This window comes from Enterococcus malodoratus ATCC 43197, assembly GCF_000407185.1.
In the GTDB taxonomy this organism is placed as follows: domain Bacteria; phylum Bacillota; class Bacilli; order Lactobacillales; family Enterococcaceae; genus Enterococcus_A; species Enterococcus_A malodoratus.
Genome location: NZ_KE136483.1, coordinates 388050 through 407036 on the forward strand (window position 1 = coordinate 388050; position 18987 = coordinate 407036).

The window sequence follows — 18987 nt, forward strand, 5'->3', positions numbered from 1 at the left end:
TGATCCTCTAGAACGATTTTTTTAGTTATACTTCAAAATAAATCTGCTGCTCCTCACCGAAAAAGATCGGCAGCAGCTCATTCAAGGTGCCTGCCAGTTTTTGTGCTTCAAGCTCTGATTTTTTGACCCAAAAGAGGTCTTTGGAAACGGCTTGCTTGTTCACTTTGGCCGTGTAGAGAAAAGCCAACTCACGCGTTTCTTTAGTCAGGTTGTTCCATTCAGCGGTCCCTTGCAAGATTGGCTGCACCGTCAATCCTGTCTCTTCTTCAATTTCCCGCACCGCAGCTAACTGCCTTCATTGCTTTCGACATGTCCGCCGGGGAAGGTCCAGCCGGGCCAGTCTTTTTTCTGGCGATCTTGAACCAAGATTTCGCCAAATTCATTTTCGATCATTACCAGCATAGTCAATTCAATTGCTAATACCCGCGCCATTTAATCACCTCGTAGTGATTATACAACATACTACGCAGAATTTTTTGACAATGGTATACTGAATTTAGAGAAAAAAGGATACCCTTTCTATTTTTTTATTTATTGTAGTCATTATTTTTATGGATGGGTATTCGAACTAAAAGGGATTTTTATTTTTAGGCGAAGCAGGAGGAGTAAGAGTGGATAAAAAGGAAGAGCAATTATTGATTGGCCTAACTTCAGCGCGAGGAATCGCAGGCAATGAAGAAGAGGTCAGAGAGGTTTTCAAAAGTTACGCACATGATTTTGCGGACGATATTTTCTTTGACGGCTTAGGCAGTGTCATTGCCAAGCACGGTGGAGGCGGCGGACCAAAAGTATTTATCTCTGGTCATTTAGATGAAGTCGGCTTCATGGTTACGAAGATCACCGAAAAGGGCTTCCTTGAATTTCAAACGATCGGCGGCTGGTGGAATCAGGTCATGCTGGCGCAGCAAGTGGAGATCAAAACCCGCAAAGGCAAGATTATTCATGGGGTGATCGGGTCAAAACCACCGCATGTATTAACACCAGAAGCACGTAAACGCCCTTTTGAAATCAAAGATATGTTTATTGATATCGGTGCAACAAGTGCGGATGAAGCCAAAGAATGGGGCATTCGTCCTGGCGATATGGTGACGCCGTATATCCAATATCAACGGATGAACGATTCAAAATTTTTACTGGCGAAAGCGTGGGATAACCGGATCGGTACGGCCGTGGCTTTACGCGTGTTAGAAAATCTATCTAAACGAGAACATCACAACGTGTTGTTTGCCGGCAGCGATGTTCAAGAAGAGGTCGGCTTGCGTGGCGCGCGGACAAGCTCACATATCGTCAATCCAGATATCGCCTTTGCGCTAGATACAGGAACGGCTGGCGATACACCGGGAATGACACCGAAGGAAGCAGATTCGGTCCTTGGTAAAGGACCGCAGATCCTGATCTACGATGCTTCAATGGTGCCCCATAAAAAATTATTGGATTTTGTGATTGATGTAGCGGAAGAACTGGAGATTCCATTCCAATACACTGTAATTGCCGGTGGTGGAACGGATGCCGGACAAATGCACTTGACCCGCGATGGTGTACCATCATTGGCGATCACAGTGCCGGTTCGTTATCTGCATTCTCATACCTCGATCATTCATGAAGAGGATTATTTCAATACAGTGAAATTAGTCACTGAAGTTGTTGCTCGTCTAGATTACGAGACGGTCGGCGAGATCAAGAACTATTAGACCGTTTAGCCAGCGTTAGTCGCTATTGATTTTATGTCTGTTGTTCATGCCTTTGAAATAAGGAGCAGTGAATGAATGAGTACGAGAATAGATACGAAACGTACAGAACTGAGTCTGTTAAAAAAAGAATTGAAAACATTTGAGCGGCTCAACTATGCCAATGTTCCGATTGCGCTCGAAGCAAAACGAGTTGAACAAAGAATTCAGAAGTTAACGAAAGAAATCGAAGCATTGCAATAAAAAAATACACAATAAAGCTGAATGAATCGGTCATTTTCCATTTCAATCGAATAAGTCCAGAAAGTTCAGCTAACAGAATAGGGAAGTGAGTGTTATGCGTCTTAGCGAATATCGTCAAACAGCCAAGGATCGTTTAAGCGGTCAATGGGGAATCAATATCGGGCTGGTCGTGATTGTCGGAATCCTGACAGCGGCGATCGGCAATGTCTCAACCATGACTGATAACAGCAGTCTTCAGATAGGAATTTCATTTTTATTGGGCATCTTAGTCTTATTTGCCTTTAGTTATGCACTGTATTACGTCAGCTTATATGTGGTACGAGGCGGCAGAGCTGAATTAGGACAAATCTTTGTGGTCTTTCAACAAGGCTATTATGTACCGTTGATGGTGATCAATATCGTCGCAACAATCGTACAGTATATCTTAGCAGCGATTTTCTTCATCCCGCTATTGCTTCAAGCAGGCAGTGGCCTCTATTTATCCCTTATCACATCCGGCGGGGTAGTCAGTAATGTGGACGATATGGGCATGCTGTTCAATGTTGGATTATTTACTATGTACTTTATTTTAATGCTGATCTATTTACTAGTAGTAACGATCGTCAGCATTCTCTTCAAATTCGCTGTTTGGGTGAAATTTGATTATCCTGATCTAAGCGTGGGGGACTGTATCAAGCGTGCGTGGTTGTTAATTAAAGATCGTTGGGGCAAATATATCTTATTGCAACTATCTTTCATTGGCTGGTATATCCTTGGTTTCATTGCTCTCTTCGTGGGATTGCTTTTCGTAGCGGTTTACGTGAATACCGCAAGTGCGGCCTTTTATGACCAAGCCTTGAAAGAAAAAATCGAGCAGGGGGAATTGGCATGAAATTGACCGTTCTCGGTTGTTTAGGCGCCTATCCTTATGAAGGGCAAGGAACCACCAGTTATTTACTTCAGTCTGACGGCTTTAATTTATTGTTGGATGCCGGCAGCTCGACCTTGGTGGAATTAGAAAAAGAGCTTGATCCATTGGATTTGGATGCCGTAATCCTAACTCATTATCATCACGATCATATTGCGGATCTAGGTGTGCTGCAATATTATTGGCAGCTGTATCCAACGCAAACACCAAAACCGATTCTGCCGATTTATGGTCACACGGAAGATACCTTCCACTTTGATGATTTGACCATGGAAGGGGTTACCGAAGGCCATGCTTACTTTGAAGCAGAAGAATTGAAAATTGGACCGTTTCTTGTTACGTTTATGAAGACGATTCATCCGGTACCTTGCTATGCCATGCGTTTTGTGGAAGAAAAGACTGGAGCAGTCTTTGTCTTTACTGGGGATTCTGGCTATTTGGAATCCTTCAATCAGTTTGCCAAAGAGGCCGACCTGTTCTTAGCCGACACCTATTTGTTTGACGGCAACGAACATCACAAAGCCCATTTCACAGCTGGCGAAGCCGGTACATTTGCTAAAAATGCGGCAGTAAAAAAATTAGTCTTGACCCATTTGCCGCAACACGGCGACCTAGAAGAATTACGTCAGCAGGCCGCTGCCACCAGCGCAGGTATTCCTGTCGAATTGGCACAGCCCCACAAAGTGTTCACTATTTAAATGCGAGTTCTCCTTCCTGTATCAGCAGGTTAGCAGAGTCGTATGTGAAAGACGATCTACTGAAATTTTTGTGTTAGAAAAATTCGAACCGAATAGGAGTTGGAACCATGCTATACGTACCAAATGACAAAGAACGTGACCCACGAGTAAATTTAGCCATTGAGACTTATTTATTGCAGAACATGCCTTTAGATGAGCCGATCTTACTTTTTTACATTAACGAACCATCAATCATTATCGGTCGCAACCAAAATACGATCGAAGAAATCAATAAAGAGTACGTAGACGAAAAGGGGATTCACGTTGTTCGCCGTCTAAGTGGCGGAGGCGCTGTTTATCACGACTTTGGCAATTTGAACTTTAGCTTTATCATGCCGGATGATGGCAACTCCTTTAGAGATTTTAAAAAATTGACGGAACCAATCGTTGAAGCACTTCATAAACTAGGGATTGAAGGTGCGCAATTAAAAGGCCGAAATGATCTAGTAATTGATGATAAAAAATTCTCCGGCAATGCGATGTATTCAACGAATGGCCGGATGTTTGCTCATGGTACTTTGATGTTCGACAGCGATATTGATGAAGTCGTTAACGCTTTGAAGGTTAAAAAAGACAAGATCGAATCGAAAGGAATCAAATCGATCCGTTCTCGTGTGACCAATATTAAAGACTACTTGCCAGCTGACAAGCAAAATATGACTACCGAAGAATTCCGTCAAGCGATTCTCTTGCAGATTTTTGGTGTCGACAGCGTGGATCAAATCAAGACTCATGAATTGAATGAGCAAGATTGGAAAGTAATCAATCAAATCTCTGAAGAATACTATAAAAATTGGGATTGGAACTATGGCCGTTCACCAGAATTCAACTTGGAACGCCAAAAACGTTTCCCAATCGGTTCGATCGAAGTTCGCTTAGATGTTGCTAATGGTGAGATCGAAAAAGCCAAAGTCTTCGGCGACTTCTTTGGACTAGGTGAGATCAAGGATGTTGAAAATCAATTGATCGGTACTCGTTACGAGAAGAAAGCCTTAGAAGAAAGTGTCGATCAAATCGATCTGACCCATTACTTCGGAAACATCACCAAAGAAGATTTCTTGTCACTAATTTATTAATAGTCAATGACCTTTCGATTTTCGAGGGGTCTTTTTTTATAGTTAAATCTTGCAGCGGTCTAATTCAATCGTAAGTTTAAAAAGTGAGTATATGAATATCAGACAGCCGACTGAAAATTTCCGCTTCTTTTGTTAAGATAGGGATTAAGAAATAATCCGGCAAAGGAGCCACACATGAAAAAGCGTGAATTCATCGTTCAAGACTTATTAAGCAAAATTTATCAGGAAGAATTCAAAGACGGGAAATTGCCGAATCAGCGAAAGTTGGCACAAATCTATGGTGTCTCACGTTTTACGATCCAGCAGGCGGTAAAAAATTTGGAAGAGATTGGGATCGTTCGGGTCGTTCAAGGATCAGGAATTTTTGTCCACGAAAAATGGGTGAAGAATCCGTTGATTTTCAATTCTTTGACCCGCACACCCTATGATCGTATTGATTCGAAAATGGTTGAATTAAAAAAATCCCCTGCGACCTTAGATGAGCAAAAGATCTTTCAAATTAATGAGGGAGATGAAGTATGGACTTTTGAGCGGATTCGGATCGTCAATTACAAGATCGAACAGCTGGAAATCTCAAAAATGCCAGTAGCGATGTTCCCGGACCTGTCACAAGAAGTGGTGGAGCATTCGATCCAGAATTATGTGGAGCAAAAAGGATTTCGTATCTCCCATTACATCACCAGCTACGATCCAATCACGACTTCAAAAGAACAGTCAAAACTGCTTTTGTGTAAACGAGGCACCCCCGCGATGCAGATTACCAACCGTGCCATCTTAGAAGATGGGCAGGTTTTTGAATACAGCAGTATCGTGGCGATTGATTATTCAGTAACCTACATCCGTCCTTTTGATCGCGAGATTCATCGGTCAAGGATTGACTAAAAGCTTGATTTAACAGCGATGCAACCTAAAGTTGCCAATATTCTACCATTGCTTTCTTGTAAAAAAAGACCTCTTGAAAGAGGATGGAAATAAGGGGGAGAGGCAATATGTTTAGTGAAAGACTAAAAGAATTGAGAAAAGCCAAAGGTGTTTCTCAAGAAGAATTATCTGAAGTATTAGATGTATCCAGACAATCAATTTCGAAATATGAAAATGGAATGGCTCAGCCAGACTTCAATAAGCTGGCGATCATCGCCAATTTTTTTGATGTGTCTTTTGATTATTTATTAGGAGAGGACCAAAATGCGGCGGCCGATAAGATTGTTTTAAAGGAAAAAGGCAATCGGATTTCTATCATCAGCACGATTGATGGAAAGATGTCTTCTTATTATAAATTTCAGCTGGCCAAGGTCTTTGGAAAAAAGGATTATCATCCGGCGACTCAATTATTGGGTGTTGATTCGCATTCTTTTTGGGGCGATAATCTAAATTCTTTAGGCTGGTATGCCACGAACGAAGATGCGCAAAAAGAAATTGAAGCTATTTATTCGGCAATTGCCAAAGGGGAGACTAGTTACAAATTGAAGTATGATGTTCCCGTGAAAAAGCGTGGGATATTTGATTATGAGATGGATCGTTAACAAGCAAATATCGATTGATTCGAAAAAAGGTAAAGTCCTAGCAACAGACTTTACCTTTTTTATTGTTTTATGGTGTCACGATCGTTCCATCGGGAGTCCGACTTTGCGTCCATTCATGTGGACGATAGACGACCGGATATTCAGCGGTTAACTCTTCGTTGAAGGTTACTCCGATTCCGCTTTGTTCAATTGGATAAAAGAAGCCTTTTTCTGGTGTGGGAATATTGCCAAAGAGCTTCTGAGTATTTTCTGGTACATCGATATTTTCTTGGATGGCGGCATTGTGCAGGTGGATATTCAAATGCGTATTGACCGCTAAACCAACGGGTGTAATATCGGATGGCGTATGCCAAGCAATCCGAATCCCCATCGCTTCGCAGAAATGGGCCAGTTTCAAAGCCGGTGTGATTCCGCCGATTTGTGAGACATGTGCCCGCATATAATCGATTTGGCGATTACGGACCAATTCTTTCCATTCCATCGGATTGTTGAACAACTCGCCAGTAGCGATCGGTGTTGTAGATTGGCTGCGTAGTTGAGCCAGCCATTCATTTTGGTTCGGCGGCAGGATATCCTCTAAGAAGAAAAGATTGTATTTTTCCGCCGCTTTCGCAAAGTTGATCGCTTGATTAGGATGCAGACGCTCATGGACATCATGGAGCATTTGGAATTGGCTGCCATATTTATCTTGGACGCTTGCGAACATTTTCAAGGTAGTTTGCATGTATTCCTCTTGATCGAAGTAAGAACCATCAATTGGATTTTCGGGTGTGGTTAAATTGCTCGGATTTCCGCCATAAAAACCAAGCTGGCAGCGAATATAGCGGTAGCCTTCAACTAAAAATTTATCGATTTCGCCATATAGATCGTCTAAGTTATCCGCTACGGCATGAGTATAAGCGGGAATCGCTGTACGGGCTTTTCCGCCTAGTAATTGATAGAGCGGCATATCCGCCAGCTTCCCTTTGATATCCCATAATGCCATATCGACACCAGAGATGGCATTATTGGTGATCGGACCATTGCGCCAATAAGAATTGACCGTCATCACTTGCCAAATATCTTCGATCTGATTGGCGTCTCTGCCGATCAATAATGGTTTCAAGTATTCATCCACGACCGTTTGAACTGCCAATGGACGAAATTGGAAGGTGCCGCAGCCGACGCCGGAGACTCCTTTATCTGTTTCGACCTTTACTACTAATAAATTGTGGCGGTCGGGTTTGATTGCATAGCTTTTAATATCCGTAATGATTGTTGGTGTCATTTTTTTCACTCCAATATACGTAAATATGAATCATTTGCAAACTCATTGAAACATGTAGATGATAGGGCTGTCAATTTGGTCTGAAAAAAAGGAGTTAAACCACGTAAAAACAGTCCAATTTTATAAAAATATTTTAATAAACATTGATATAAAGCGTATTTTTTTGATTTTAAGATAAAAAGGACTGGTTTTACAAGAGTTGTCGACCGTGCTACTATGTTGGTGAAAACGGAAACACGATTCGTCGGGTTTCGAAGAATAAGGAGGAAAAAAAGTGAAGCACGAGGATGTAGCGAAACAAATCATAAAAAATGTTGGCGGTGCGGATAATATCAATAATGCTTGGCACTGTATGACCAGGTTGCGTTTCAATCTAAAAGATGAAAAACAGGTCGATTATGCCGCGCTGGAAAAAATAGCGAAAGTGGTTGGAACGAAGTATCAAAGTGATCAGCTGCAAGTGGTCATCGGAACAGATGTAGCGGATTACTTCGCGCCAATTGCTAAGGAGCTAGGTCTTGATGAGAACAGTCAGCAAGACGATGGAGAGAAAAAAGGAGCAGTATCCCTATTTATGGATACCGTTTCCGGGGTGTTCGGTCCAATCGTGCCAGCGATTGCCGGTGCCGGAATGATCAAAGGATTGATGGCGGGATTGGTCGCGCTAAACGTAATCTCCAACCAGACGGACACTTATTTGATTATTGATATGATCGCTAGCGGCGTATTTACTTTCTTGCCATTCTTTGTTGCTGCTTCGGCTGCTAGGATCTTTAAGACAAATCAATACTTGGCAGTTGCTATCGCCGCGACATTACAGTTCCCTACCATGACGAATGCAGTCGCTGAAGGGTCACTCTCAGCATTCAAACTGTTCGGTGTGATTCCTGTACCTGTCTTTAACTATGCCGGTACGGTCATCCCAATCATCTTTGCGGTATTGGCTCTGAGTTACATTTACCGTTGGGTCGACAAAGTTCTGCCGCAGGTTTTACGAACCGTATTCACACCAACTATTTCATTGTTTGTCGCAGGCTTAGTTACGTTGACGATCATTGGACCGATCAGTATTCATTTAGGCAACTTATTAGCGGCCGGTGTGGCCTGGTTGTTCTCGATTTCACCAGTATTGGCTGGAATCGTGGTAGGAGCGATTCGTCCGATTGCGATTTTCACCGGATTGCACCATGCGATGACACCGATTGCGTTACAGAACTTTGCCAACCAAGGTTATGACATGTTAATGCCGATGATGTTTATGGCAAACATGGCAATTACAGGTGCCACAGCAGCGATTTATACGAAAGTAAAATCAAAAGAAGAAAAATCACTTGTTTTGTCTTCTGCTGTTTCTGGTCTGTTAGGCATTACGGAACCTGCATTATTCGGGATTCTATCAAAATACAAGAAGGCTTTTATTGCGGCAACAGTCGGCAGTTCGGTAGCCTCAGCATTTATTAGTTTCTTCGGTGTTCGGATTTACGGCTATATCTTATCAAGTATTTTCAGCTTGCCAGCATATATCGGTCAATACTTTATCTTCGCTGTGCTAGGCATTCTGATCGCTTTGATCTCTTCATTTGTGATCACGTATATGCTGGTTCCGACAGAACAGGCGGAAGATGACGAGTTTACCAATGAAGTAGATTTACATTCAGTTGCTGAAGGCAGTTATGTACCGCTGGAAGATGTTCCTGATGAAGTTTTTTCAACAAAAATGATGGGTGACGGCTATGCTATCAACTCAGTCGACGGCGCGGTGTTCGCTCCAGTTAGCGGTACAGTAACCACTGTCTTTCCTTCAAAACATGCGATTGGCATCAGAACCGGCAATGGTGTTGAAGTTCTCGTTCACATGGGGATCGATACGGTCACATTGGATGGCAAAGGCTTCGATGTTCCGATTAAGGTTGGCGATAAAGTGACAGCCGATACAAAAATCGCACAAATGGATTTAGATTATATCCATAGTCAAGGCAAGGAAACGATGATCATCGTAGTCATCACCAACATGGATCGAGTATTGAAGTTCTCAGGTGAAAGAAATCTAGAAGGACAACATCAAGCAGGTGCTCTATTAGAACGCGCTTTGTTGAATGGATAGGGGATAGTGATTAAATGAAACGAATGGAAATCTTATCACGACTAGAAAAGGCGGGCGTGATCGCGGTAGTTCGCGGAAAGAACCAAGCAGAGGCAGTCAAAGCCAGCCAAGCGATCATTGCAGGCGGAGTAAAAGGGATCGAAGTCACTTTCACGGTTCCTAACGCACAATCCGCGATCCAAGAATTAGTGGAAAGCTATCAAGGTCAAGACGTAGTTATTGGGGCAGGTACAGTATTAGATGCGGTAACCGCTCGTTTGGCGATCATGGCTGGAGCAGAATTTGTAGTCAGCCCAAGTTTTGATCAGGAAACGGCTGAGTTATGTAATTTATATCAAATTCCATACCTGCCGGGCTGTATGACCATTACTGAAATGCAGCAGGCTCTGAAAAATGGGGTAGATATCATCAAGCTGTTTCCGGGAAGTGTCAGCGGACCAAGCATGGTCTCAGCTGTTAAAGCACCAATGCCTCATATCAACCTGATGCCGACTGGCGGAGTGAACCTTGAGAATATGGAAACGTGGTTTAAGGCAGGTGTCGTTGCAGTTGGTGTCGGAGGTAATCTATTAGCCCCAGCAGCAGAGGGGAATTTCGCGAAAGTAACAGAAATCGCGCAGCAATATGCGGCTAAACTGACTGAGATTCGAGGAGCAGTCAATGGCTAAGGTAGTTTGCTTGGGAGAAATCATGCTGCGGCTGTCTGCCGAAGCGGGCACCCGCCTGAATCAAACGCAACAGCTGGAAGTTTTCTATGGAGGCGGCGAAGCGAATGTCGCTGTCTCTTTAGCTAATTATGGTCATGCCGTCCAGTTTGTCAGCAAGGTTTCAGACAATGGTTTTGGTCAAGCGGCAGAGCGTCATTTAAGAAGCTACGGGGTAGCAACTGACCATTTACTAAAAGCAGTCGGCAGACTAGGAGCTTATTATGTGGAGCAAGGAACTGGTCAACGGGCGACGTCCGTCATTTATGATCGACAAGCTTCAGTATTTGCTTTGATGGATGAGTTGGAATGGCCGCTTGCGGAATTATTTGCCGGGGCAGATATTTTCCATATTTCCGGCATCACTCCCGCACTCTCAGAACAGTGGCAAAACTTGACATTGGAACTGATTAAAGCGGCAAAAAAGGCCGGCTGTAAAGTTAGCTTCGACTGCAACTATCGGCAAAACCTCTGGAGTCAAAAAGCCGCCGGAGCTTTTTTAAACAAGATTCTGCCTTTGGTGGATTATTGTTCAGCTGGGAAAATGGATGCGATCTACTTATTGGGAGTTCCAGAAGTCGAGGCGGATGCCACCTATTATTACCAAAAATTGCAGGAGTTGTTCCCAACGATCCAAGCCTTTTATTCAACGAACCGAATCGTCCATTCGACCTGTATCAACGAATTGCAAGGGACGCTCTGGATCAATGGAAAGTGTTATACATCGAAAAATCATGTGATTGATCCGATCATTGATCGAATCGGCGGCGGGGATGCGTTTACCGGCGGGATATTACATGGCTTGCTCAAAGAAAAGACTCCTAATGAGATCATTGAATTTGCGACGGCTGCAGCTGTTTTAAAGCATTCCGTAAAAGGCGACTGCAATCAGTTCAGTGAAAAGGAAGTCTTGAAGTTCATCAAAAGCGACAACGCGAAAATCGAACGCTAAAAAACCGGGAACAGTCCTACAAAGGATTGTTCCCGGTTTTTATTTTATAAGCCTAAGGTGATTTTAAAGTATTGCTGCTTTTCTTTATTCTGCCAATGCCATTCTCCATTAGAGTTTTTGACGGCCCGCTCCAATTCTTGATGAGGATCAGATGGCAACGCGGCTGCAACAGATTCATCAAAGGAATGCCGAGTAAACGTACTAGTATTACTTTCGATCACTAATTGATCCTGCTTCTGCTGGATCGAAATATCAACAGTTCCGAAAGTGGGATCATTCAAAAATTTCTCAAATAATTGAATCAGCAAAGATACATTCTCATCATCCAAAAGTTCAGTATCTTGATTTATCGTAAGCTGACAAGAGAAAAATTTTGCCTGTTTTCGAAATTCCTTTTGATAATAATCTCGCAGCTGCTGCAGCTGGTGAGTTAATGAAGGAACTTGCTGCTCGCCATGGGCCTCTTTTTCAGCTAATAGGTTAAAGGTTGCCAATAAATTTTTCTGCTTTTCTTTCGCTAATAGTTCTTTTTGGGCATTTTCCTGCTGAGTGATTCGATGCCGCTGGATAAAGCTGATATCCTCTTCAAAGTGATAACCGCAAATCAAGAACATCAATCCGCTAAATAGAATCAACGGCCAATCAATCGTTAAATTGGCAGCTCCGGCAAAAAGCTGGATATAGAAGAAGCAATGGATAAAAGCAGCCATGATAATTCCGGGCGAGCATATTGTATAAAAGCGATTGTGGTCGGCGGACTCGGCTAAAGCGATCGCCGCTGTAAATAGTGTCATAAAGACGTTAAAGCCGCTAAAAATCTGCATAGCAATCGGCAAGGATAACTTTCCTGCGACAATACAAAGAACTCCGAAGATTAAAAGAAAGACCTGCGAACCGACACCGTAAAGATAGTAATGTTGATATTTATTGGTTCGCAATAAGTAATAATTGGTCAGAAAAACTGGGACAAGGATCGCGGTTAAATTATAAAAGAGCGACAAGGTCTTCGGTCCAAACAACGTACAGGCCGGGACATTCAAAACGATTGATTGCAGTCCAACTAAAAATATGAGACCGATCAACAGCAGTGCTGAAACGTACTCCTTTTTTGAGTCCTTAGGTTTCAAAAAGAGCAGAACCAGCATCAGAACAATCAAGGTTGTACAGATAATCAAAAGTAAAAATTGCGGCAGAGAACGAAGGAGGAAGAAGCGGCTTACTTCCGCGGTCTCACCAATAAATACTTGAGCAGGAATTCCCGCATAATACTCATAGGGCGTCTTGGTAACGATCCGCAGCTTCTGCTGCCGATAATTCTGCGGCAAATGGATCGTTGTTTGCAATAAGCCGGGGGCCTTTTGTTTCTCGTTGGCAGTGTATTTGTAGAGGAGCTTCTCACCAAGATAAACAGAGAGCCATTGATGATTGGTTCGGACAACTAATTGCGGATCTTTCAGCTTCATTTCTAGCTGCTGCTGCATGATCAGCGCATTGTTTGGAGGTACATTCTTCAAACGTTGTTCGGTTTTCCCAAAGATATAGTGATCGGAGTGATCCTTAACAATAAACGTCCAGCGATCAGTCAGTGCGTGGACATTTGTTTTTTTTATTTCGTTCATAATCTTAAAAGTAGTCAATGAAGCAGCTATTAAAATAACCGATATTATTAAAAGTAGATTGCGTTTTGCATACAATGACGGAAAACGCTCTTGGCATGTAGTAGTTATGATGAAATAACACCCTTTCGTTTAAAAAAAGAAAATAAACTGTGACGTAATGTATAATAATAGTAACATATCACGAGGTCTAGTCAAAATAAATTCGAAATTTTATTCAATTAGCAAGTTAAAAATAGATTTTTTTGATTAATATGATATGATGATTATGAAGAGGTTTTTTCTTTTTAAGGAGGCAATAGAAGAATTTGAAAAATAAAAAAATAACGGTTGTTTATGCCGTTTTGATCTTTTCCTTATTCTTGTTGGCCGTTTTGACAATTGTTATTCCAAAAGTGTTGAACGTGACACCCTATGTTGTATCAGATAATAAAATGGGACCGGAATATTCTAAGGGCGGCTTGGTTTTTGTGAAGGATGTGATGGAGCCGATCCATGTTGGCGATACGATCACATATTATGAAAATCAAGGAAAAGTAATTAAAACGCGGCGAGTGATCGCTGTGGATCATAAAATTGACGGTTACTTTGTCAAAGGTGACAACTCAGATAAAGCGGAGATGGGAATGGTCCACAAAAGAAACTTAATCGGCCGGCCTCATTTCTATTTACGTTATATTGGCTTTTTAGCTGATACGAAAGTGATGAATGTAATCAAAGGCAGCCTGTTTGTCGGAGCTATTCTCATGACTTTTTCTACGCTGCTTTTTCAAACAGAGAGGAAACAAAGGTTGCGTCAACAGGCCGAATAAAAAGACCTTCACGATGAAGGTCTTTTTTCAATCTATTTAATAAGAAAGATTCATTGATTCTTTAAAGTCATCTTTGGCCTCTTTCATGTCTACCTTTACTTCCTTACGACTTTCTTTAAGTGCGCTATTGGTTTCCTTACGACTTTCTTTCATTTCCTTTTTTCCTTCTTTTGATGCTTCCTTGATTTCATCTTTGCTATCGTGTAAATCCTTTTTGAGTTCTTTTTTTACTTGTTTCAGTTCTGTCCGAAATTCTGTTTTCCATACAGGTCGGAAAATATAACGATTCACCGTCAACATCCCAATACAAGCAATTCCTAAAACCAACACGGTAATATCTAAACCATTTCTTTTCATTTTCGTTCCTCCCGATCTTTCAATACCAACAACGTCAAACGCCACTTCTAAATATCATTTTTATATTCGTTTCTGATTTATTACTACACTCTCATAATAAGAGAAAAGCGGAAGCGTTTCGTCCAACCAAAGTCGTATTTTCTTCTCGGATAAAGGACTGGTAAGAAAATAAAAATGACAAAAGCATGAAAAAAAGAGCCATTATCGGCTCTTTTAAAACGGGACTATATTAAACTTGCGTTCTATTAGTCGACTGAATATCCGCCTTCACGCAACGTCGCAACAGCAGTATCATATTTATCAGCCTTGATCAAAATGTAATCAGTATTGTAGGTTGAAACTGCAAAAATGCTGATCCCCGCATCAGCTAGAAGGGATGCAATTTTTGCTAAAATTCCTACTAAACTAAAATCCAAGACCCCTTCAATCTTAAAGGCTTTCCACCCATCCTCTCGTTCAATCGTATCAGCAGGAACATTATCAGTAGAAGAAACGATCGAGGTTTCCTCATCTGTTACTCCAATAAAAAGCGGCTGCTGAGTTAGATCAACCTGCGTTAAGTCGACAACCTTATAAACGGATAAATCTTTTGGCAAAGTTACTAATTTCATAATAATGCTCCTCCCAGTTCGTAATCATTTAAATTTATCAGAGGGGATGTAGAAATGCAATCTGATTTTTTGCTGAAAAGACTGCTACATAGTATATTTGAGGAAATAATTAAAGGAGTCCTTTCCATGAAAGCATTGTATTTTGAACATTTTGGCGCTAGCGAGGTTTTACAGTATGGAGAACTGCCGCAGCCGGAGATTGGCGAAAACGATGTATTAGTAAAAGTCGAATATATCGGATTGAATTTTGCGGATATTTATCGTCGACGTGGTGACTATCATATTGAAAAACACACGCCTTACATCAACGGTTATGAAGGTGCCGGAGTCATTGAGGCTATCGGTGCCAATGTAACGAACCAACAAGTTGGGGAGACGGTCCTTTTTGTTGATGTTCCATTTGCCAATGCCGAATATGTGGCGGTTCCTAGCGAGCAGGCGATTCGCTTACCAGCTGGCATCAATAGTAAGTTAGCGGCCAGTATTGGGCTGCAAGGAATGACGGCTGATTTTTTGGCTCATGACCTTGGGAAAAATACTCCTGGTGAAAAAGCATTTATCACAGGAATCAGCGGCGGTGTCGGACAAGTACTTTCGCAAATGCTAGTAGCTGATGGAATTGAAGTTTATGGTTCTGCCTCTTCGACTGAAAAACAAGCATTGGCGTTATCCCATGGAGTGAAGCAGGTTTTCCCAAGTCGTGAAAATTCATGGGTTGAAACAGTCGAAGGGCAATTTTCCACTGCATATGATGGGGTTGGTTCAACGATTCAGCAGAGCTTGGATCTGATCAAGCACCGCGGAAAGGTAGTCTTTTTTGGAATGGCCGGCGGTGATCCGGTAAAAATTGATCCCGTTGCATTGATGTCCGAATCAAAAAGTATTCTAACTGGAGATCTTTGGGATTACTTAACCAGCTATGAAGAACGAAAAATTCGCAGTGAGCGTTTGTTCAGCTATTTTGCTAAAGGACAAATCGAAATCAGCGAACCAACTATTTTTCCATTATCAGAGGGTAAACAGGCGCATGAATTTTTGGAGACAGGAAAAAGTATTGGAAAAGTATTGCTTAAACCATAGTTAAAGCGAGCATCATCTGGATTTTCAGATGATGCTTTTTTTGTAACCTGACAAGTGTTTGCAGGTTTACGATGATATACTGATCATGGAGGTGAGTACAGTGGCAGAATATCGTCTATTTCAAATGGTTTACTACCTAATGGATAAAGGAAATACGACAGCGCCAGAATTGGCAGAAAAATTTGAAGTATCTATTCGAACGATCTATCGCGATATTGATATCTTGAGTGCTGCGGGAATTCCCGTATACACGACACAAGGGAAGGGCGGAGGAATCTTCCTGCCTGAAAATTTTGTCTTGAACCGCTCATTAATCTCCGAAGAAGAGCAAAATCAAATCCTGACCGCGCTGCAAGGACTCAGCGGTGTTGATGAAATGGGCAATCAGGCACTGTTGAAGAAATTAGGGACTGTCTTTCAGAAGCAGACGACTAATTGGATCGAAATCGATTTTTCTGATTGGCAACCGCAACATGAAGCATTGTTTCGAACTTTGCAAAAAGCGATCACTCAAAAAATGCGGATTAGTTTTCATTATTTTAGTCGAGCGAAGGCTGGCTCAGATCGTAAGGTCGAACCGTTGAAGCTGATTTTCAAGGCCAGAGAATGGTATTTATACGCCTATTGTTGTGAGAAACAGGCCAATCGTTTGTTCAAATTAAAACGGATCAAAGAGCTGGAGATGACGACGGAAACGTTTGAACGTACAGCACCAGAAATCGTTCTTGAACCCGAAAAGATTTATACGACAGAAAAGCAGCAGCTTCAACTAGTTTTTGCGCCAGAATTGGCCTATCGCGTCTATGAAAATTTTGAGGATGTCCAAGAAGCTGAGGATGGTCGGTTGTTGGTGTCGAAAGATTTTCCGGTGAATGATAGTCTGTATAGTTTTCTACTGTCATTTGGCGGACAGCTGGAAGTCCTATCGCCTGCTTCTGTACGTAGCGAATTAATTAAAAAAATCGATCAATTGAAAACTATTTATTAAACCTGACACGAGGTTGCAGGTTTAGCTCGCTATAATGAAGTCAAAGTTGAAAGCGAGGAAAAATAAATGAAGTATGATTGGAAAAAACAAGAGAAAGACTTATATGGTACAAAAAAGAAAGCAGAGCTGGTAACTGTTCCAGTGCAAAAGTTTCTTACGATCCAAGGAGAAGGAAATCCCAATAACGAAGATTTTTCAGCTCGAGTAGGCGTGCTTTATCCTGTGGCTTGGTCTATCAAGATGGGGTTCAAAAAATTTTATAAGACACATTTAGAATTACAAAGTGAGTTCGACTATTCTGAATTCGCAATCTTTCCATTAGAAGGAATCTGGTCCACGAAGAACACCAAAGATATTACCGATAAGGAGAGCTTTGAATACAAAATCATGCTGCGACAACCAGATTGGATCACCCAAGAGATGTTCGAAGCGGCATTAGCAGCAGTAGCAAAGAAAGAGCCGAATGACTTGTTAACAAAACTTTCCTTGGAGACGATTGAAGATGGAAAATGTGTCCAAATTCTGCATCATGGTTCGTTTGATGATGAGCCAGCCTCTTTTCTAAAGCTAGATCAATTTGCAACAGAGCAGGGACTGAAGCGCAGAAGTTTTGATCATCGTGAAATTTATCTAAACGATGCCAGAAAAACAGCGCCAGAGAAACGTCGGACTATCTTGCGTTATCAAGTAGATTAAAAAAAATAAACCTTAGGATTCTAAGGTTTATTTTTTTACTCTGATTCTAAGCACAACTTTAGTCTTCTTTTGGTCTTTTTAGTATAGTGGTCAAAGGAGGTGAAGACATGGAAAATCTTATTTTGCTTGGTCATATTATTTTTGGTATCGCTTCATTTATCGGCTCATTATTATTGACGATTGGTTTTAGAAATTCTTTCGCCAAATTGACAGGGATTCAAAAATCAGGCATTGTTTTAACCGTTGCCAGCCTATTCGGTACGATCGCATTTGCGATGCTGACGAAAGGGAATATGTTAGGAGCTGTCCTATTTATCGTTCTTGGCATAGCAATGTGTGCGCTGCTTGTGGCACCAAAAGCCGTGAAAGAATAAAAAATACAAAAGAAAAACCGCTAGAGACCAAGTCTCTAGCGGTTTTTTAGATATCACAGGAGGGATTCGAACCCCCGACCGTCCGCTTAGAAGTAGAGGCGCCCCTTCTCACTATTATCCCATAGAATGCTATAGAATAGCTTCATTTCGGGATTTAAAACAAAAATTTGAATCTGACATTTAATAGTTTGTGGTAGCAAATAAACTAAAAAGACAAAAAAGTGTTAGCAAGCTGTTAGCAGACCTACTAGCTTGAAAGAAAAATTTGAATACGTATAGATTAGACACATTCAATATTTGAGTGTGTCTTTCTGTTATTCTACAGTTCAATTTTTTTGTCGAAAGAAAACATAAGATTCTTCATATACATTGAAAAACAAACTCTTGGAAAGAAGGAAAGGAATTGAAACTAACGAAGCTAAAAGTAAAAAAAGAATGGGTCGGAAGAGTCTTTATTCTAGGAACACAATTCAAAGAAGCACCAAAAGAAGTGAACGGTGTTCTTGGTAGTTACGTGAAATTCTATGGTGATTCTGAAAAACATGGCGCTTTACCAATCGTGATCGATAAAAGTGCTGCGGTGTTACCAGAAGGTGAAATTGAGATTGATTTTGACGAAGCCTACTTGGTTCCTGATAAAGTTCGAATTTCAAGTCGAGAAACGAATGATGATGGACGAACGATCAACTCGGTAAATGGTTATTTAGATTTCTCGCTTTATTTATCGAATGCGACAGTTAAGGAAGGTGTGTAACTATGGTTTTAAAATTTAAAGACAACAACAACATTACAGAAGCCTTAGATGTTTCTAGTCTAGGAGCAATTCGCTTTAGTTCGCTGGAAGACTCAGTGCTTGGTTTTGACGATGAAACAAGACAAAGCACAGGGGAGATTACGAAAAAGAGGGCTGAACTAGTCTTTGGCGATAAAAAGAAAATTTCAAGTCGGGTTACGTTCCCGCCAACTGCTGAGATCGAAACATTTAAATGGCGTGAAGCGGTTGAATTAGTAAATCCAGAGTTCCATTTGACGTACATTGCAGCACAAGATGGGAATCGAGAGTATTACGAATTAGATATTTATGCCGAAGGTTTGAAGAAAGTGACCGTTCAAAAAGCTGTCGCAAATCCAACTCAATCCGGTGAAAGTGATAAGAATAAAAAATAAACGATAGTTTGCCATTGCTGCTAATCATTAAGAAAGGAAAGGTGAAGATGTGAGAGGTCTATTCTCCTATAAAGGAAAGAGAATC

Annotated in this window: 21 protein-coding genes and 1 pseudogene; 17 read left to right on the forward strand and 5 right to left on the reverse strand. The window is 41.4% G+C overall.

Going from position 1 to position 18987, the window contains the following annotated elements:
• Window positions 1–25 precede the first annotated feature (25 nt).
• A pseudogene (locus tag I585_RS17285) lies at window positions 26–432 on the reverse strand (NUDIX domain-containing protein).
• A 179-nt stretch (window positions 433–611) separates the two neighbouring features.
• On the opposite strand from I585_RS17285, the gene I585_RS17290 reads away from it, so the two are divergent.
• The 7 genes from I585_RS17290 (at window position 612) to I585_RS17315 (ending at window position 6174) form a co-directional block, all read left to right on the forward strand.
• Entirely contained in the window at window positions 612–1691 is a 1080-nt protein-coding gene (locus I585_RS17290) for a M42 family metallopeptidase (protein ID WP_010740742.1), read from the forward strand.
• Between the two features lie 75 nt (window positions 1692–1766).
• A complete protein-coding gene (locus tag I585_RS23460) occupies window positions 1767–1931 on the forward strand; it encodes a hypothetical protein (RefSeq protein ID WP_010740741.1) in 165 nt (54 codons plus the stop codon).
• Between the two features lie 94 nt (window positions 1932–2025).
• Window positions 2026–2802 carry a DUF975 family protein gene (locus tag I585_RS17295; RefSeq protein ID WP_010740740.1) on the forward strand — a complete coding sequence of 259 codons (777 nt, stop codon included), beginning with the start codon at window positions 2026–2028 and terminating at the stop codon, window positions 2800–2802.
• Window positions 2799–3536, forward strand: a complete 738-nt coding sequence (locus I585_RS17300; protein WP_010740739.1) for an MBL fold metallo-hydrolase — start codon at window positions 2799–2801, stop codon at window positions 3534–3536. The genes I585_RS17295 and I585_RS17300 overlap by 4 nt, the downstream gene beginning before the upstream one ends.
• Before the next feature lie 107 nt (window positions 3537–3643).
• Window positions 3644–4651 carry a lipoate--protein ligase gene (gene lplA, locus I585_RS17305; protein WP_010740738.1) on the forward strand — a complete coding sequence of 336 codons (1008 nt, stop codon included), beginning with the start codon at window positions 3644–3646 and terminating at the stop codon, window positions 4649–4651.
• A gap of 174 nt (window positions 4652–4825) precedes the next feature.
• The gene (locus tag I585_RS17310) at window positions 4826–5533 is read left to right on the forward strand and encodes a GntR family transcriptional regulator (RefSeq protein ID WP_010740737.1); all 708 of its coding nucleotides are present in this window, start codon (window positions 4826–4828) and stop codon (window positions 5531–5533) included.
• A 107-nt stretch (window positions 5534–5640) separates the two neighbouring features.
• The gene (locus tag I585_RS17315) at window positions 5641–6174 is read left to right on the forward strand and encodes a helix-turn-helix domain-containing protein (protein WP_010740736.1); all 534 of its coding nucleotides are present in this window, start codon (window positions 5641–5643) and stop codon (window positions 6172–6174) included.
• A gap of 67 nt (window positions 6175–6241) precedes the next feature.
• Here I585_RS17315 and I585_RS17320 read toward each other — a convergent pair whose 3' ends face one another.
• Window positions 6242–7441 (reverse strand): enolase C-terminal domain-like protein, encoded by a 1200-nt coding sequence (locus tag I585_RS17320; protein ID WP_010740735.1) that lies wholly within the window; start codon window positions 7439–7441, stop codon window positions 6242–6244.
• A gap of 274 nt (window positions 7442–7715) precedes the next feature.
• On the opposite strand from I585_RS17320, the gene I585_RS17325 reads away from it, so the two are divergent.
• Genes I585_RS17325 through I585_RS17335 form a run of 3 tightly spaced genes read left to right on the forward strand, consistent with a single transcriptional unit; the run spans window position 7716 to window position 11201 of the window.
• Complete coding sequence (locus I585_RS17325; RefSeq protein ID WP_010740734.1) at window positions 7716–9545, forward strand: glucose PTS transporter subunit IIA; 1830 nt, start codon at window positions 7716–7718, stop codon at window positions 9543–9545.
• 14 nt (window positions 9546–9559) lie between these two features.
• Window positions 9560–10213, forward strand: a complete 654-nt coding sequence (locus tag I585_RS17330; protein WP_010740733.1) for a bifunctional 2-keto-4-hydroxyglutarate aldolase/2-keto-3-deoxy-6-phosphogluconate aldolase — start codon at window positions 9560–9562, stop codon at window positions 10211–10213.
• Entirely contained in the window at window positions 10206–11201 is a 996-nt protein-coding gene (locus I585_RS17335; protein ID WP_010740732.1) for a sugar kinase, read from the forward strand. The genes I585_RS17330 and I585_RS17335 overlap by 8 nt, the downstream gene beginning before the upstream one ends.
• 44 nt (window positions 11202–11245) lie before the next feature.
• Here I585_RS17335 and I585_RS17340 read toward each other — a convergent pair whose 3' ends face one another.
• Window positions 11246–12820: an MFS transporter gene (locus tag I585_RS17340; RefSeq protein ID WP_034709506.1), complete on the reverse strand. Its 1575-nt coding sequence runs from the start codon at window positions 12818–12820 to the stop codon at window positions 11246–11248.
• 305 nt (window positions 12821–13125) lie between these two features.
• Here I585_RS17340 and I585_RS17345 point away from each other — a divergent pair, with 305 nt between their 5' ends.
• The gene (locus I585_RS17345; protein WP_010740730.1) at window positions 13126–13629 is read left to right on the forward strand and encodes a S26 family signal peptidase; all 504 of its coding nucleotides are present in this window, start codon (window positions 13126–13128) and stop codon (window positions 13627–13629) included.
• Window positions 13630–13665: 36 nt separating this feature from the next.
• Here the strand turns inward: I585_RS17345 and I585_RS17350 are convergent, their stop codons facing one another.
• Together I585_RS17350 and I585_RS17355 are read right to left on the reverse strand one after the other, a co-directional pair.
• Entirely contained in the window at window positions 13666–13986 is a 321-nt protein-coding gene (locus tag I585_RS17350; RefSeq protein WP_010740729.1) for a hypothetical protein, read from the reverse strand.
• Between the two features lie 245 nt (window positions 13987–14231).
• Window positions 14232–14597, reverse strand: coding sequence for an ACT domain-containing protein (locus I585_RS17355; RefSeq protein ID WP_010740728.1), 366 nt, complete (start codon window positions 14595–14597; stop codon window positions 14232–14234).
• 126 nt (window positions 14598–14723) lie between these two features.
• Between I585_RS17355 and I585_RS17360 the strand changes: the two genes are divergently transcribed.
• The 6 genes from I585_RS17360 (at window position 14724) to I585_RS17385 (ending at window position 18902) form a co-directional block, all read left to right on the forward strand.
• Window positions 14724–15677, forward strand: a complete 954-nt coding sequence (locus tag I585_RS17360; protein ID WP_010740727.1) for a zinc-binding dehydrogenase — start codon at window positions 14724–14726, stop codon at window positions 15675–15677.
• Window positions 15678–15777: 100 nt separating this feature from the next.
• Window positions 15778–16665 carry a helix-turn-helix transcriptional regulator gene (locus I585_RS17365; RefSeq protein WP_010740726.1) on the forward strand — a complete coding sequence of 296 codons (888 nt, stop codon included), beginning with the start codon at window positions 15778–15780 and terminating at the stop codon, window positions 16663–16665.
• A 66-nt stretch (window positions 16666–16731) separates the two neighbouring features.
• Complete coding sequence (locus tag I585_RS17370) at window positions 16732–17361, forward strand: GyrI-like domain-containing protein (protein ID WP_010740725.1); 630 nt, start codon at window positions 16732–16734, stop codon at window positions 17359–17361.
• Window positions 17362–17468: 107 nt separating this feature from the next.
• A complete protein-coding gene (locus I585_RS17375; protein WP_010740724.1) occupies window positions 17469–17735 on the forward strand; it encodes a hypothetical protein in 267 nt (88 codons plus the stop codon).
• Window positions 17736–18138: 403 nt separating this feature from the next.
• Complete coding sequence (locus I585_RS17380) at window positions 18139–18489, forward strand: hypothetical protein (protein ID WP_010740723.1); 351 nt, start codon at window positions 18139–18141, stop codon at window positions 18487–18489.
• 2 nt (window positions 18490–18491) lie between these two features.
• Complete coding sequence (locus I585_RS17385) at window positions 18492–18902, forward strand: DUF961 family protein (RefSeq protein ID WP_010740722.1); 411 nt, start codon at window positions 18492–18494, stop codon at window positions 18900–18902.
• The last annotated feature ends 85 nt before the right edge of the window (window positions 18903–18987 follow it).

What these genes read in the sequence shown, in the direction of transcription:
- I585_RS17315 (WP_010740736.1), top strand. Translation starts at nt 5,641, where the DNA reads ATGTTTAGTGAAAGACTAAAAGAATTGAGAAAAGCCAAAGGTGTTTCT.
- I585_RS17335 (WP_010740732.1), top strand. Translation starts at nt 10,206, where the DNA reads ATGGCTAAGGTAGTTTGCTTGGGAGAAATCATGCTGCGGCTGTCTGCC.
- lplA (WP_010740738.1), top strand. Translation starts at nt 3,644, where the DNA reads ATGCTATACGTACCAAATGACAAAGAACGTGACCCACGAGTAAATTTA.
- I585_RS17300 (WP_010740739.1), top strand. Translation starts at nt 2,799, where the DNA reads ATGAAATTGACCGTTCTCGGTTGTTTAGGCGCCTATCCTTATGAAGGG.
- I585_RS17385 (WP_010740722.1), top strand. Translation starts at nt 18,492, where the DNA reads ATGGTTTTAAAATTTAAAGACAACAACAACATTACAGAAGCCTTAGAT.
- I585_RS17295 (WP_010740740.1), top strand. Translation starts at nt 2,026, where the DNA reads ATGCGTCTTAGCGAATATCGTCAAACAGCCAAGGATCGTTTAAGCGGT.
- I585_RS17355 (WP_010740728.1), bottom strand. Translation starts at nt 14,597, where the DNA reads ATGAAATTAGTAACTTTGCCAAAAGATTTATCCGTTTATAAGGTTGTC.
- I585_RS17350 (WP_010740729.1), bottom strand. Translation starts at nt 13,986, where the DNA reads ATGAAAAGAAATGGTTTAGATATTACCGTGTTGGTTTTAGGAATTGCT.
- I585_RS17375 (WP_010740724.1), top strand. Translation starts at nt 17,469, where the DNA reads ATGGAAAATCTTATTTTGCTTGGTCATATTATTTTTGGTATCGCTTCA.
- I585_RS17370 (WP_010740725.1), top strand. Translation starts at nt 16,732, where the DNA reads ATGAAGTATGATTGGAAAAAACAAGAGAAAGACTTATATGGTACAAAA.
- I585_RS17310 (WP_010740737.1), top strand. Translation starts at nt 4,826, where the DNA reads ATGAAAAAGCGTGAATTCATCGTTCAAGACTTATTAAGCAAAATTTAT.
- I585_RS17360 (WP_010740727.1), top strand. Translation starts at nt 14,724, where the DNA reads ATGAAAGCATTGTATTTTGAACATTTTGGCGCTAGCGAGGTTTTACAG.
- I585_RS17340 (WP_034709506.1), bottom strand. Translation starts at nt 12,820, where the DNA reads ATGAACGAAATAAAAAAAACAAATGTCCACGCACTGACTGATCGCTGG.
- I585_RS17320 (WP_010740735.1), bottom strand. Translation starts at nt 7,441, where the DNA reads ATGACACCAACAATCATTACGGATATTAAAAGCTATGCAATCAAACCC.
- I585_RS17330 (WP_010740733.1), top strand. Translation starts at nt 9,560, where the DNA reads ATGAAACGAATGGAAATCTTATCACGACTAGAAAAGGCGGGCGTGATC.
- I585_RS23460 (WP_010740741.1), top strand. Translation starts at nt 1,767, where the DNA reads ATGAGTACGAGAATAGATACGAAACGTACAGAACTGAGTCTGTTAAAA.